11 protein-coding genes are annotated in these 14,876 nt (G+C 61.4%); 9 read left to right on the plus strand and 2 right to left on the minus strand.

Annotated features, from left to right (window positions below; all coding sequences use genetic code 11):
* Positions 1 to 27: 27 nt before the first annotated feature.
* Positions 28 to 2,118, minus strand: coding sequence for a TonB-dependent receptor (locus JV201_RS02245; RefSeq protein ID WP_174717770.1), 2,091 nt, complete (start codon positions 2,116 to 2,118; stop codon positions 28 to 30).
* Between the two features lie 157 nt (positions 2,119 to 2,275).
* On the opposite strand from JV201_RS02245, the gene JV201_RS02250 reads away from it, so the two are divergent.
* From JV201_RS02250 to JV201_RS02280, 7 genes are all read left to right on the plus strand, one after another.
* The gene (locus JV201_RS02250) at positions 2,276 to 2,608 is read left to right on the plus strand and encodes a YceK/YidQ family lipoprotein (RefSeq protein WP_032899859.1); all 333 of its coding nucleotides are present in this window, start codon (positions 2,276 to 2,278) and stop codon (positions 2,606 to 2,608) included.
* 53 nt (positions 2,609 to 2,661) lie between these two features.
* Positions 2,662 to 3,015: a YceK/YidQ family lipoprotein gene (locus JV201_RS02255; RefSeq protein WP_008439144.1), complete on the plus strand. Its 354-nt coding sequence runs from the start codon at positions 2,662 to 2,664 to the stop codon at positions 3,013 to 3,015.
* A 154-nt stretch (positions 3,016 to 3,169) separates the two neighbouring features.
* Positions 3,170 to 4,927: a carbamoyltransferase gene (locus JV201_RS02260; RefSeq protein ID WP_008439143.1), complete on the plus strand. Its 1,758-nt coding sequence runs from the start codon at positions 3,170 to 3,172 to the stop codon at positions 4,925 to 4,927.
* Positions 4,928 to 5,824, plus strand: coding sequence for a GNAT family N-acetyltransferase (locus JV201_RS02265; RefSeq protein WP_003209464.1), 897 nt, complete (start codon positions 4,928 to 4,930; stop codon positions 5,822 to 5,824).
* Positions 5,821 to 7,227 (plus strand): PIG-L deacetylase family protein, encoded by a 1,407-nt coding sequence (locus JV201_RS02270; protein WP_219406461.1) that lies wholly within the window; start codon positions 5,821 to 5,823, stop codon positions 7,225 to 7,227. The genes JV201_RS02265 and JV201_RS02270 overlap by 4 nt, the downstream gene beginning before the upstream one ends.
* A gap of 85 nt (positions 7,228 to 7,312) precedes the next feature.
* The gene (locus JV201_RS02275) at positions 7,313 to 8,461 is read left to right on the plus strand and encodes a glycosyltransferase family 4 protein (protein ID WP_008439138.1); all 1,149 of its coding nucleotides are present in this window, start codon (positions 7,313 to 7,315) and stop codon (positions 8,459 to 8,461) included.
* Positions 8,458 to 9,342 carry a glycosyltransferase gene (locus tag JV201_RS02280; RefSeq protein WP_003209477.1) on the plus strand — a complete coding sequence of 295 codons (885 nt, stop codon included), beginning with the start codon at positions 8,458 to 8,460 and terminating at the stop codon, positions 9,340 to 9,342. The genes JV201_RS02275 and JV201_RS02280 overlap by 4 nt, the downstream gene beginning before the upstream one ends.
* 66 nt (positions 9,343 to 9,408) lie before the next feature.
* Here JV201_RS02280 and JV201_RS02285 read toward each other — a convergent pair whose 3' ends face one another.
* Positions 9,409 to 11,286: a bifunctional O-antigen ligase/aminoglycoside phosphotransferase family protein gene (locus tag JV201_RS02285; protein ID WP_003209479.1), complete on the minus strand. Its 1,878-nt coding sequence runs from the start codon at positions 11,284 to 11,286 to the stop codon at positions 9,409 to 9,411.
* Between the two features lie 159 nt (positions 11,287 to 11,445).
* Here JV201_RS02285 and msbA point away from each other — a divergent pair, with 159 nt between their 5' ends.
* Both msbA and hldE read left to right on the plus strand, forming a co-directional pair.
* Positions 11,446 to 13,251 (plus strand): lipid A export permease/ATP-binding protein MsbA, encoded by a 1,806-nt coding sequence (gene msbA, locus JV201_RS02290; protein WP_003209481.1) that lies wholly within the window; start codon positions 11,446 to 11,448, stop codon positions 13,249 to 13,251.
* Between the two features lie 154 nt (positions 13,252 to 13,405).
* The gene (hldE, locus tag JV201_RS02295) at positions 13,406 to 14,827 is read left to right on the plus strand and encodes a bifunctional D-glycero-beta-D-manno-heptose-7-phosphate kinase/D-glycero-beta-D-manno-heptose 1-phosphate adenylyltransferase HldE (RefSeq protein ID WP_003209486.1); all 1,422 of its coding nucleotides are present in this window, start codon (positions 13,406 to 13,408) and stop codon (positions 14,825 to 14,827) included.
* The last annotated feature ends 49 nt before the right edge of the window (positions 14,828 to 14,876 follow it).

A 14,876-nucleotide genomic window follows, 5' to 3' on the forward strand; every position in this document is an offset into this window, starting at 1 on the left:
CCTCGCCACAAGTTCGATGGTCAGTTTCTAAAATGTGTACTCGGCGCCTGCGCCTGCATACCACGAGCGTCCCGGCGCTGCTTCGTAATAGCGGCCGTTGCCGTCTCCGACGATGACCGACCCTACGTACTGGCGATCCAGCAAGTTATCCAGGCGCAGGGTCTGGTGGAACGTCCAGTGCTCCACCTTCTGCTCAAAGCGTGCACGCCAGTTGAACACGCTGTAGCCCGGTGCCGCGTGTTGCTGGTTGGTGTCTTCGACGTAGACCTTGCTGCGGTACATGCCTTCCACGGCGGTGCTGACCCAGTCCCGGGGTTTCCAGTTGAGCTCGGCGAATAGTGTGGTTTGCGGCACACCGGGGAGGTAGTTGCCTTTGTCCACCGGTTTGCCGCCACCGATGAAGTCGCTGTCGTAGGTGGCTTGCAGGCGGGTGTAGGCGATGTTGGTGCTCCACTGCTCGCTGAGCTGGCTTTCGATGCCCAATTCGAAGCCGCGGCGCAGGGTGCGGCCGGCGTTCTGGTAGCTGGTGCGGCCGCCGATCGATTGGTCCACCACCAGCTCGTCCTCGGTGGTGATCTGGAAGACAGCGGCGTTGACCCGGGTGTCGTTCAACTGTGCCTTCAAGCCCACTTCATACTGCGTGCTTTCCGACGGCTTCAGGCCGAAGTTGAACCCTTCGATGTTGCCCGGCGCGTACGCCAGTTCCGCCTGGGTTGGCGTCTCGAACCCCTTGCCGGCACTGACGTAGCCGTGCAGGTCGGGCGTGAAGGCGTACATCACGCTCACGGACGGTGTGTTCTTCTGATAGGTCTTGTTGCCGCTGGAGTCGCCGTTGCTCAGGAACTGGTCGTCGACATCCAGTTCCATGGTGCTGTGGCGTACCCCGGCTTGCAGGGTCCAGCGATTGATGGCCCAGTTGGCCTGGATGTAGGGGTCGAGGCTGCGGGCGGTGTCGATTTCATCCCGGCGCAACTGGCCTTTTACGCCAAGGGTGTTGCCGCTGTAATTCTGGTAGCCGTGGCGGCTGTCTTCGCTCTGGTCGAAATCCAGGCCGGTGATGATCATCAGCTCGCCCGGCACGCTGTCGACCGGTTGCATCCAGCGCACGGAGCCGCCGTAGAACTTGCGGTCGAACTGCACCACGCCGCCGCCGCGTTCGTTGGCGGGCGTTCCCTTGGGAATCGACAGGTACTGAATCACGCTCCGTCGCCCGGTATAGGCATTCACCTGCAGTGTGGCGTCACCGAAATACCGCTCGTAATTCATCCCCAGTTGCTGGTGGTCGATGCTTTTGCGGGTGTTGTACAGCTCGGCGGCGCTGCTGACCGAGCGCGGGTCGGCCTTGTACGCATCCCACGCCTGCCCCAGCGGATCCTGCGTGCCGTTCTGTTCCAGGCTGCTGTAGATCAGCGCCAGTTTGCTGTCTTCATCGGGCTCGAAATTGAGCTTGGCAAAGGTCTGGTCGCGGCGGGCGCTGCTGTGGTCGCGATAACCGTCGGTGTCCATGCGCGAGGCGTCCAGCACGAAGCCTGCGCCGTCTGCCGCGCCTTCGGCGGTGAGGTGGTTCTTGCTCAGGCCGTCACTGCCCACCAGCGTCTCGGCACCGATGCGCGGCGGGCCTTCGCCGTTGCGGGAGAACATCTGGATCACGCCGCCGGCATTGCTGCCATACAGCGTGGCGGCCGGGCCGCGCAGGACTTCGATGCGCTCGGCGGTGTCGAGGTTGAACGTCGCCGCCTGGCCCTGACCGTCCGGGGTGCTGGCGGGTATGCCGTCGGCGATCAGCTTGATACCGCGCACACCAAATGCCGAGCGGGCACCGAAGCCACGGGAGGAAATCTGCAAGTCCTGGGCGTAGTTCTGGCGATTTTGAACCACCAGGCCGGGCACGCGGGACAGTGCCTCTGAAGCATTGATGCCCAGTTGGCCATCGCTGATTTGCTCACGGCTGATGCTGTCCACCGAATACGGCAGGTCAAACGACGGGCTGGCACTGCGCGAACCGGTGACCACGCTGGGGTCCAGGACCAGTGGCGCTTCATCGGCCTGGGCGCTGCTGTACAGGCCAAGCAGTCCGGGAAGCAGCATCGCAAATCGAGTGGGTACAACAACTTTCATGAGTAAACCAGCATCCATGGCGCACAAAAGTGCGCGAGTTTAACGATTCAGCCAGCTTTTGCCATTTCGGAATCTTCTTACATGGCGCGGCGGTGCGTGGGGTCTGGGTCGCCAACAGGGCCGATGTTAGCGTTGCTGGCCATTCAGAGGGCTTGCCATGACGCTAAAAATGATTGCTGCGCTAAGCATTGGAATCCTTGTGTTGAGCGGCTGCGGAACGGCCAATACGCTGTTGCGTGAAGACGCGGCGGCGGCACGTGAACTCAGGAAGCAAAAAACCTACTGCCAGTCGATTCCCCGTGTCTACAGCGGGGTTGCCTTTGATTTCTGCCTGCTGCACGCCGCGCCGGACCTCACTGGCGTGCTGATGCCATTCGTTCTATTGGATATAACGGTCTCGGGCATTGTTGATACAGTGGTCCTGCCCTATACGGTCTACAAGCAAGGTACCGATGGCAACATCAGTATCTATTGGCGCCCGGGTTCATAAACGGATCCGGCAAGGTTGTATGGGGCAGGGATGAATGCCCACACTTATGCCAAATGGAGTTGTCCGTGAGTCTTGCAACCAGAGTCCTTCTCGCCGCTGTACTGGTATCCACCACCGGTTGCGGCACCATCAACACGGTGTTTCGCCCGGACGCCGTTGCCAGCCAGAACCTCAAGGAATCGCGCAGTTATTGTGAAAACGTGCCGCGTATCTACAGTGGGGTGATCTACGGTTTCTGCACCTTGAACGGCGCCCCCGACACCACCAAAGAGCACACGCGCGATGCCTCCGGCTCCCTGCCGATCTTCGCCGCCGAGCTCGTGGCCTCCGGCTTGCTCGACACCCTCGTGCTGCCCTACACGGTCTACCGCCAGAACAGGGACGGCAGCATCGAGATTTTCCGCTAGGCCTGCAGTGACAACCGGTCGCCACAATCCCTAGATCATCCCGCGCCGTGTTTACGCTATAATCCCGCCCTTTAGCTGTTTCTCGCCCAGGCGGGGAGCACACTTTTTTCAGGCGTGACGCGCCTGCATGCAGACTAAAAGAGGCTAGACCCCTGTGGCATTGACGATTCTTGGCCTGTCCGGCGCCCTTAGCCATGATCCTTCCGCAGCCTTGTACATCGACGGCAAGCTGATCGCGGCCGCCGAAGAAGAGCGCTTCGTGCGCGACAAACATGCAAAGAACCGCATGCCCTACGAATCGGCGAAGTTCTGCCTGGAACAAGCCGGTATCAAGCCTTCCGACGTTGATGTGGTGGCGATTCCGTTCGCCCCCATCAGCCTGTTCGGCGAGGCCCGCTGGCACTACGCCAAGCGTTACTGGTACGCCCCGGACCGCGCCCTCGACGCGATCCTGATGGGCAACCGTCGCTACAAGCGCTATCGCAACAAGATCGTCTGGTGCCTGGAGCAACTGGGCTTCGATCCGAAGAAAATCAAGATCGAACCGGTTGAACACCACCTGGCCCACGCCTCCAGTGCCTACCATTGCTCGGGCTTTCAGGAGAAGACCGCGATCCTCGGGATCGACGGCAAGGGCGAGTACGCCACCACCTTCTTCGGCTACGGCGAAAACGGCAAGATCCACAAGATCAAGGAATTCTACGATCCGGACTCCCTCGGCGGCCTGTATGGCGCGATCACCGAGTTCCTCGGTTTCGAGATGCTCGACGGTGAGTTCAAGGTCATGGGCATGGCGCCGTATGGCGATGCCAGCAAGTACGATTTCTCGCGCCTGGCCTCCTTTGAAAACGGCGAGCTGGTGATCAACACCGACTACGCCAACGTCATCGGCCTGCGCCGCTACAAAGAGAAGGGCAAGGGTTTCTACTTCTCGCCAAAACTGATCGAGTGGCTGGGTCCGAAGCGCGAAGGCGATATCGCCGACGAGCCGTACATCCACTACGCGGCCAGCATGCAGGCGCTGTTCGAGAAGCTGGCGTTGCAGATGATCGACCATTACCTGGGCGACATCCTCAAAGACACCGGCAAGCTGGCCTTCGCCGGCGGCTGTGCGCTGAACGTCAAGCTGAACCAGAAGATCATTGCCCGCGACGACGTCAAGGAGCTGTTCGTGCAGCCGGCGTCCGGCGATGCCGGTACCGCGGTCGGTGCGGCGGCCTACGTGTCCCACGCCCGTGGTGTGCCGGTGGAGAAGATGGAACACGTCTATCTCGGCCCGTCCTACAGCAACGAAGACGTGATCGCAGCGTGCGCCAAGCACGAGAGCAAGCCGGTCTGGCGCAAGATTGAAAACATGCCCAAGCGCATCGCCAGGATCATGGTCGACGGCAACCCGGTGGCCTGGTTCCAGGGCCGCATGGAGTTTGGCCCGCGTGCCCTGGGCGGTCGTTCGATCATCGGTTGCCCAAGCGCCACCGGCGTGGCTGACCGGATCAACCACCAGATCAAGTTCCGCGAGCGCTGGAGGCCTTTCTGCCCGTCGATGCTCGACACCGTTGCGCCACAGATGATCAAGGTCGATCACCCGGCGCCGTTCATGACCTTCACTTTTGAAGTGTCGGAAGAGTGGAAAACCCGCGTGCCGGAAGTGGTCCATGAAGATGGTACCTCCCGTGCCCAGGTGCTCAAGCGCGAATACAACCCGCGCTACTACGACATGATGAAAGAACTGGAAGTACTGACCGGCAATGGTGTGTCGCTGAACACCTCGCTCAACCGTCGTGGCGAAGCGATGATCTGCTCGCCGACCGACGCGCTGAACATGTTCTTCGGTTCCGACCTGCAGTACCTGATCATGGAAGACATCCTCGTGGTCAAGGACGGCGTGGACCCTTATGACGCCGTGGTCTAAATGCTGAACCGCTTCCAGGGCTGGCGTGAACGTGGCTGGACGCCTGTCGAGGCCGAGGTTTACGCCCAGGCCTGGCAGCGTTTTGGCGGCAGCGTGGCGACTCATCCGCAGATCGTCGAGCGGCTGGCGCACCTGGCGCAGATTCCGGTGCGCTACCTGGGCTGGGAGCAGGACGGTGAGCTGAAGGGCGCAATTGCTACCTGGGGGCGCGACCTGGCCCTGTCCAAGGACGTGCTCAAGCGCAAAGGCAAAAAAGGCCTGTTTGATCTGGGTAACGCCGAGATCATCCTGCCGCTTGCCGCCGATGCGCAGGTGCCGTTGCGCCATCGCGCGCGCTATCTCTCTGCACTGAATGAGGGGCGCGTAAGCACCCTCAAGCCCCAGGCCGAGCAGTTGGCCATGGCGCGCACACCGGAAGAGCTGTCGAAGAAGTTTCGCTACAACCAGCGCCGCGAACTGCGTTTGCTGGAAGAGGCGGGCGGCGTGGTAAGGGCGGTCGGCGAGTTTTCCAGCAGCGAACTGGCGGCGATTTATTGCGACCTGTTCCAGCGGCGTTGGGGTTTCCCTGCGGCGGGAGCCGAGCGCTTGGCCGAGGTGCTGGAGTTGCTCAAGGAATTCCTGTTCGGCTCGGTGCTGTTTCTCAATGATGCTGCGATTGCCGTGCAACTGGTGTATCAGGTGCAGGCGCCGCAGTGGGTCAGCGCCGAATACGTCAACGGCGGTGTCGACCCTGAAACCAAGGCGTTCAGCCCCGGCAGCGTGCTGAGTTTCCTCAATACCCAAAGTGCCTGGGAGCAAGCGCGAGCGAGCGACAAGCCGCTGCGTTTCTCCTTCGGGCGTTCCGACCGTGAATACAAGGAGCGCTGGTGCAACCCGGTGCCGGTGTTCAGCGTATGAGTCGCAAACAGCAATTGCTCAAGCAGCACCGGCGCAACAAGCGTATTGCGCTGGTGGTGGGCCTGTTGCTGTTGGTGGCTGTCGGTGTGCTGGTGGCCTGGTGGTTGCCGCTGGTGCTGGCCGTGGTGCTGTGGGCCGCGCATGAGGCCTGGTTTGCCGATCATCTGTTCTACTCGCCTAAAGACGACTATGAGTACGCGTTTCCTGAAGGGAGCGAGTGCACGGGCCTGCGTCTTGAAGCCGGGCGCCTGCTGTTGGACACGCCTCTGGTGGGCGATGAAACCCTGATCGTCGGGATTGAACTCAAAAGCTCTTGGCTCGGGCGTTTTCTCGACCCGGCGGTGGACGTGTCGGGCCTGGATGCACCCGACCGGCAAGTCTTCGAGCGTGGTCTTTCAGGCCGGCGTTACCTCAACCTGACGGGCATGGGCGAAGCACTCGCCGGCGGTAAGCTGCGCTTGCGCGGGCGCTTCTGCCGGATCAAGGGGCAGCCGAAGCTCTGGTTGTTCCGCCAGCCGGACTACCGTCGCCAACGGGTGATGGTCATCGCGCCCCATGCCGACGATGCCGAATTGGCCGCTTTCAGCCTGTACAGCCAAGCCGACGAGAGCTGGATCGTCACCCTGACGGCGGGCGAAATCGAAGCCGATCACTATCAGCAGATGGGCATGCCCAAGGCCGATGCCGCACGACTCAAAGGCCGCCTGCGTGCCTGGGACAGCGTCACCGTGCCGCGTTGGGCGGGCGTTCCCGAAGCGCAGTGCGTGCAGTTGGGGTACTTCTGCATGCAGCTTGCAGCGATGCAGGCCGCACCGGATCAGCCCCAGGCTTCCCGGGAAGCTCAGTTGGACGATACGCGGCTGTTTCGCCAGTTCAATGCCCTGGCCTTGCCCGGGGATGTGGACGGCGCCCCGACCTGGAATAACCTGATTGCCGACCTGCGGGCATTGCTGCTCAAGGCGCGCCCGCAGGTGATCGTGTTGCCGACGCCGTTGCTGGATCCGCACCCGGATCACATCTGCGCCCACGCCGCGATTCTCGAAGCCTTGCAAGGCCTGGAGTGGCAACCGGGCACGTTGCTCGGCTACGCCAACCACCTGCATGATAACGATCGTTGGCCCATGGGTGATTCGGGCGCTGGCGTGGCCTTGCCGCCGCGTTTTGATGCCTCCCGTGAACTTGTGCCTTGCAGTATGCCGCTGACGCTCAGCCAGCAGCAGGACAAGGCCATGGCCCTGGGCATGATGCACGACTTGCAGCCGCGGGCGCCGTTCAAGCGCCGCGTGCGCAGGTGGTTGCAGCAATTATTGGCGGGCCGTAGTCCATCGCCTTACGGAGAGAATGAGTTCTTCCGCAAGGCGGTGCGCCGTCATGAGTTGCTCTGGGTGTTGAAGCAGGATTGAGACCTTATTGAAGGCAGGCTTGCAGCGCCTGCCGCCCCTTTTCGCCGGGCTGCGCGCCCGCAGCCAGATTGCAGCATGGAGAGTTATGAAACCTCGTTTCAAGGTTTTGCAGTTACAGCCGGACTACAACGTCAAGACCCACGACTTCGCCGACCTCGGCGAGCAGATCGTCAAGGCCTTGCCGGCTGAACGTTTCGAGGTCACATCCGGGTTCCTCAGCGGCCGCCCGCTGCCCGGCCAGCCCCTGAGCGTGGCTGAGCACTCCCATTATTTCGAGTTGCCGGAAAAGTCCCTCAAGGGCATTCGTTTCGGCGCGATGTGGCAGATCTACAAATATTGCCGCGAGCAGAAATTCGACGTGGTCATCTGTAACCGCTTCAAGTCGGTGAACATGATGCTGTCGCTCAACCGCTGGTTGAAGATCCCCCTGTGCATCGGCATCTCCCACGGTTTTGGCGAGTACGCCCGGGGCTACCGCCGGCGCCAGACGCAGAAGTGGGTCAGCCCGGCGTGGCGATTCGTCGGGGTGTCGGCAGCGGTCAGGGATTACCTGGTGGACCTCAACTGCGGGTTCACCCGCGAAAACACCACCTTTGTCACCAATGCCATCGACATCCCCCAGGCCGAAGCCTTGCAGTTGCCACGGGATGAAGCGCGCAAGGCCCTGGGCCTGCCGCTGGATGCACGGATGATTGGCGCCCTGGGCCGCCTGGTGCCGATCAAGGGCCACACCCATTTGTTGCAAGCGTTCGCCACCCTCAAGGACAAATACCCTGAGGCCCAGGTGGGGATCATCGGCTCCGGCCGCGCCGAAGCAGACCTGCGCGCCGATATCGAGCGCCTGGGCCTGACCGGCCGTGCGCACCTGCTGGGCTTTCGCGAAGATGGCATGAAGTATGTGCGCGGTTTCGACATCTGGACCATGCCGTCGTTGTTCGAAGGCCTGGGCCTGGCGCTGCTGGAAGGCATGAGCGGCCATCTGCCGGTCATCGCCTCCAATGGCCCGGCGATGCTGCCGTTGGTGCAAGGTGCCGGCGGCCTCTCCCATGATCCGGGCAATGTCGAGCAGTTGGCGGCAGCACTGGACACTTACCTGGCGCTGAGCGACGAAGAGCTGCGTGCCAAGGGTGAGCAAGTGTTCCGCTACCTGGAAGAAAACCACACCTTGGACGAGTTCCGGCACAAGTATTTGAACCTGATCGAAACCGGTCTGCGTGAAGTAGGTAAAGCATGAGTCTGCAGCAACCCCTGGTCACTGTGATCATCGCCTCCTACAACCACGGGCCGTACATCGAGCAGAGCATTCTCAGTGTGCTCGGCCAGACCTACCCCAACATCGAGTTGCTGGTGGTAGACGATGGCTCCAGGGATGACAGCGTGGAGCGCATCCAGCGCTTGCAGGCCGAACACGGGTTTGATTTCCAGGTGCAGCAGAACCAGGGCCTGACCAATACCCTGAACGGTGCCATCGCTCGCGCCAAAGGCAGCCTGATCGCGCCATTCGGCTCCGATGACATCATGCTGCCCGAGCGCATCGCCACCCAGGTTGCCTACATGGAAGGCAAGCCGAAGGTGGGTATTTGCGCCGGCAATATCGAGTTGATTGATGGGGACGGCAAGCCATACCCGGAGAAGAAGCAGCGCCGCGACTTGCCGTTTCGCAGCCTGGATTTCGATGACCTGTTCCTCGATCGCAAGCCCTTTCCGCCGGCACCGACGCTGATGATCCGTCGGCAGGCGCTGGAAGAGGTCGGAGGGTTCGATCCGCTGATTCCGCTGGAAGACTTGCTGATCGAATTGAAGATCACCCACGCCGGGTACACCATCGACGTGTTGAGCGTGGTGATGGCGCGCTATCGCCAGCACGCGACCAACACCTACAAGAATCACCGCTACATGATCCAGAACATCCTCAAGACCTACGGGTTGTTCAGCGATCATCCAGCCTACGATCAGGTTCGCTACAACTTCCTGAACTCGATGTTCCTCAAGACCGCCGACCGTGACCGCCCACTGGCGCGGGAGATCCTCAAGCAGATTCCGTTGAAGTTCTGGGGTCGCAAGACCTTGCGTGGGTTGGTGCGGCTGTACCTGGCGCCGCAGCGCAGCTCATAGGGCTTCGGCCGGGCCATTGCGTTCACCGCAATGGCCCGGGGCCTGCAACCCCGGCGCTTCAAACCATCACTTGGTCGGGTTCGCTACCTGCGCAACCGGACGATTGAGCCTGGACACCTGGTCACGGATCTTCGCCGTGGCGCTTGGCGATGCTGCCGAAGCGTAGCCAGCGGCGAGTTGTTCAAAGTGGGTTTCGAACAACCAGTTGCGGTCCTGGGGATAACGCTGCATGTGCCGCAGGTTGCGCTGGCGCAGGGCGTTACGCAGCGGCGATGGGTAGATGCGCATGTCTGCCACGTCAATCAGGCCGAACTCGCCATCATCCATCAAAAGTACGTTGCCCAGGTGCAGGGAGCGGAAGTACACGCCGCGCTCGTGGAGCTGGGCCATGAACCGGCCGAAACGTTCGATCAGCGATTCCCGCAGGCTGCTGTCCAGGCTTTGCAGGGCCTGGCGCAGGGTCAGGCCGGGGAGCGGCTGATAACGTACGGCGCTGCTCGCATCCTTTAATTGATAGAGATTGAGGATGACCGGTGATGGAATCCCCAATGCACGCAGTTGCTCGCTGTTGCTGGCAAAGCGCTCTGAATAGGGATTGAAGCTGCCTGAGGTGTACCAGCGACGAGGGCGGAACAGCTTGAGGAAGCTGCCATCCTCCAGGCGCAGGACCTTGGGCCCGAGGCCATCGGCTTCGATCACGTGGGCGTTGGCGCACAGCTGTTCGAAGTCTTGCGATTTCAGGCGTTGAACCGGCATGCGCAGCAGGCTGCGGCGACGCTGGGCGATGCTCAGGCCGGCGATCAGTGCCAGCGGGATCCACAGCAGGAACCAGTGTTCTTTTGGCCGCGAGAGAATGCCGCCGCCTTCGGTCAGGCCGGCACCGATGCCATAGGCCAGCAAGGAGGAGGCCAGGATGAACAATGGCTGTGCACGTTCCTTGAGGCTTTTGTACAGGCCCCAGCCGAGCATGAAGGCCCACGGGATGAAGCCGATGATGCCGACGTAATACAGCACGCCGAGGGCAAAGCTGTGGGGTTCGCGCAGTTGATAGCCGTCGGCAATCGTCAGGTACAACTCTGAGTCGTAGCTGTGGCCGATCCAGGGGTGTTCGGCGATACGCGCGAGCGACATGCTCCAGAGTTCGAACCGGAACGAGCTGCCACGATTGGTGATCATTTCGGGATAGAACAGCAACAGCGCCGCAGCGCCCAGCGCCATACAGGCGATCAGCAGAGCCGAGCGCCGATTGCGACTGATGAAACTCATCCAGAGCACGGCGAGGACCAGTGCAACCATCGGTGTTCTCGAGCCGGTGGCCAGCACCGCCGCGGCCATGATTGCCAGTGCCGGAACGCTGAACCAGAGTACGTGCGCACGCTTGGTGGTCATGCATATGTACAGCCAGTAAATGCAGAAGAATCCGAATACGTGAGAGCTCAGCAGCGGATTATCAAGTGCCCCACGCCCGCCGATCATTCGCGTGCCATCCGAGATATGGGGAGCAAAAGCCACCAGGCTGCAGGCGCTCGATACAAGCGCAATCAGCGCGGCGCAGAAGAAGATCGGCTTGAACAGTTCGTTGCGGTAATGCAGCAACAGTCCGAAACCGGCAAACAACGTGAAGGTATTCGGTGGCCGCTTGAACAGGTCGGAGTCTGTCGTAGCCTCAGGGCTCCAGAGCAGGCTGGTGAGCGCCCAGCCCGAGAAAACCAGGAAGGCAATCGCCAGGGGCTCGCGCAATACCTGCTTGAATTCCGTCGGGCGCAGGCACAGCAGCAACAGTGTCGGCGCGGCGAATAGAAGGTAGTAAAACCTGTGCAGCACATTTCGATTGGTAACGAAGAACAGCGCACTCAGGAGCAGCAACAAGCCGATGGGCAGAATCCACAGACAGAGGAAGTCGAAAACGCGGTTTGAGCCATAGGTAAGGCGCTTGGATTGCATACAGAAAAGCCGTTCCAGTATAAAGAAAGCCAACCATACTAAAGTAGTGGCTATACAATGTCGCCCGTTGGATCCAACGGGGCCGCGGTTGTGCCGCGTGCAAGTACAACAGAGAAGCTGTGCTAAAGTCAGCCTCCTTTTTCAAAACCGCCGCGTGATATGACCGACTCCAGTCCGAGCGCAAGCCCTTCGAGCTTGAAAATATACTTCCGCCTGCTCAGCTACGTTAAGCCCTATGCCGGCTTGTTCGCGCTGAGTATCGTCGGCTTTCTGATTTTCGCTTCGACCCAGCCGATGCTGGGCTACATCCTCAAGTACTTTGTCGATGGCCTGTCCAACCCTGAAGCGGTGTTGTTCCCCACGGTGCCTTTCCTGCGTGACCTGCAACTGCTGCAGGCCGTGCCGTTGCTGATCATCCTGATCGCCGCGTGGCAGGGCCTCGGTTCGTTCCTGGGCAACTACCTGCTGGCCAAGGTTTCCCTGGGCCTGGTCCACGACCTGCGGGTGCAGTTGTTCAACAACCTGCTGACCCTGCCGAACCGCTATTTCGACAATCACAACTCCGGGCACCTGATCTCCCGCATCACCTTCAACGTGACCATGGTCACCGGTGCTGCGACCGATGCCATCAAGGTGGTGATTCGCGAAGGCATGACGGTGATCTTCCTGTTCGCCTCGCTGCTGTTCATGAACTGGCGGCTGACCCTGGTGATGATCGCCATCCTGCCGTTGATTGCCGTGATGGTCAGCACCGCAAGCAAGAAATTCCGCAAGCAGAGTAAGAAGATCCAGGTTGCGATGGGTGATGTGACCCACGTTGCCTCGGAAACCATCCAGGGCTACCGCGTGGTGCGCAGCTTCGGCGGTGAGGTGTATGAGCAGAAGCGCTTCCTCAAGGCGAGCCTTAGCAACACCAACAAGCAACTGCGCATGACCCGCACCGGCGCGATCTATACGCCGGCGCTGCAACTGGTGATCTACAGCGCCATGGCAGTGTTGATGTTCCTGGTCCTGTACCTTCGCGGTGATGCGTCGGCGGGTGACATGGTGGCCTACATCACGTTGGCCGGCCTGTTGCCCAAGCCGATCCGCCAGCTGTCCGAAGTCAGCTCGACCATCCAGAAAGGCGTGGCCGGTGCCGAAAGTATTTTCGAGCAGTTGGACGAAGACGTGGAAATCGATCGCGGCACCATCGAGCGCGACAAGGTCAGCGGCCGCCTGGAAGTGCGCAACCTGAACTTCACCTACCCGGGCACCGAGCGCCACGTGCTCAAGGACATCACCTTTACCGCAGAGCCCGGGCAGATGGTTGCCCTGGTGGGGCGTTCGGGTAGCGGCAAGTCGACACTGGCCAGCCTGATCCCGCGTTTCTACCACCATGAGAGCGGTGAGATCCTGCTCGACGGCGTGGAAATCGAAGACTATCGCCTGCTCAACCTGCGTCGGCACATCGCCCAGGTGACCCAGCATGTGACCCTGTTCAGCGACACGGTGACCAACAACATCGCCTACGGTGACCTGGCCGGCGCACCGCGGGCCGATGTCGAGGCGGCAGCGGCCGATGCCTATGCCAAGGACTTCATCGACCAGTTGCCCAAGGGCTTCGACACCCAGGTCGGCGAAAACGGCGTGCTGCTGTCCGGCGGCCAGCGCCAGCGCCTGGCAATCGCCCGGGCCTTGCTCAAGAACGCGCCATTGCTGATCCTCGACGAGGCCACCTCGGCGCTGGACACCGAATCGGAGCGCCATATCCAGGCCGCCCTGGACAAGGTCATGCAAGGCCGCACGACCCTGGTGATCGCTCACCGCCTGTCGACCATCGAGAAAGCCGACCTGATCCTGGTGATGGACGATGGCCGGATAGTCGAGCGCGGTACCCACGGCGAATTGCTGGCGCAAAACGGTTACTACGCCCGACTGCATGCCATGGGCCTGGACGCGCCGATCCCGGCCGACATCACCTGATCTGCAGGAGCCGGCTTGTCGGCGATGGCCACCGCGGTTGCACTGAAAAACCGCGGAGGCCGCATCGCCGGCAAGCCGGCTCCTACATTGCACAAGCCTTTGACAACCCTGTGGTAATATCGCGCCCCTGTTCATTTTGTATGTGGGTTGCTCCATGAAGTTGTCCATGCCGCGATTCGATCAAGCCCCTGTCTTGGTGGTCGGCGATGTCATGCTCGACCGTTACTGGCATGGCGGTACCTCACGGATTTCCCCTGAGGCACCGGTACCGGTAGTCAAGGTCGAGCAAATCGAAGACCGTCCAGGTGGCGCTGCCAACGTTGCCCTCAATATTGCCGCCCTCGGCGCCCCGGCATCCCTCGTGGGTGTGACCGGCGACGACGAGGCTGCCGACAGCCTGGCCAACAGCCTGAAGGGTGCGGGTGTGCGTGCGCTGTTCCAGCGCATTCCCCACCAGCCGACCATCGTCAAGCTGCGGGTCATGAGTCGGCACCAGCAATTGCTGCGTATCGATTTTGAAGAACCCTTCGCCACCGATGCCCTGGTGCTCAGCGCCCAGGTCGACGAGATGCTCGAAGGCATCAAGGTGCTGGTGCTGTCCGACTACGGGAAAGGCGCCTTGAAAAACCATCAGGTACTGATCCAGGCCGCCAAGGCCCGGGGCATTCCGGTGCTGGCAGATCCCAAGGGCAAGGACTTCTCGATTTATCGGGGCGCCAGCCTGATCACGCCGAACCTCAGCGAATTTGAAACCATCGTCGGCGGTTGCGTCGATGAGCACGAGCTGGTGACCAAGGGCGCCCAACTCATGGCCGACCTCGACCTGGGTGCCTTGCTGGTGACCCGTGGCGAACACGGCATGACCTTGCTGCGTCCCGATCACCCGGCCATGCACCTGCCGGCGCGGGCCCGTGAAGTGTTCGACGTGACCGGTGCCGGTGATACCGTGATTTCCACCCTGGCCGCGGCAATTGCGGCGGGCGAGGAACTTCCCCATGCGGTGGCCCTGGCCAACCTGGCAGCAGGTATCGTGGTCGGCAAGCTCGGTACGGCGGCCATCAGTGCCCCTGAGCTGCGCCGCGCCATCCAGCGATCTGAAGGCTCGGAGCGCGGCGTGTTGAGCCTTGAGCAACTGTTGCTGGCGATTGACGATGCCCGTGCCCATAACGAGAGCATTGTCTTCACCAACGGTTGCTTCGACATCCTCCACGCCGGTCACGTGACCTACCTGGAGCAGGCGCGGGCCCAGGGCGATCGCTTGATCGTGGCAGTCAACGATGATGCGTCGGTCAGCCGCCTCAAGGGGCCAGGCCGGCCGATCAACAGTGTCGACCGTCGCATGGCGGTGCTGGCAGGTTTGGGTGCGGTGGACTGGGTGATCAGCTTTGCCGAGGCGACCCCGGAAAACCTGCTGGCCCAGGTCAAGCCGGACGTGCTGGTCAAGGGCGGTGATTATTCCGTCGACCAGGTGGTGGGTGCCGATATCGTCAGTGCCTACGGTGGCAAGGTCAAAGTGCTGGGGTTGGTGGAAAACAGCTCGACCACGGCGATTGTCGAGAAGATCCGCAATAACTGATGGTGGTAGCGGGCTTGTGTGGGAGCGGGCTTGCTCGCGAAAGCGGTGG

The sequence above is a fragment of the Pseudomonas sp. Colony2 genome (assembly GCF_019382755.1).
In the GTDB taxonomy this organism is placed as follows: domain Bacteria; phylum Pseudomonadota; class Gammaproteobacteria; order Pseudomonadales; family Pseudomonadaceae; genus Aquipseudomonas.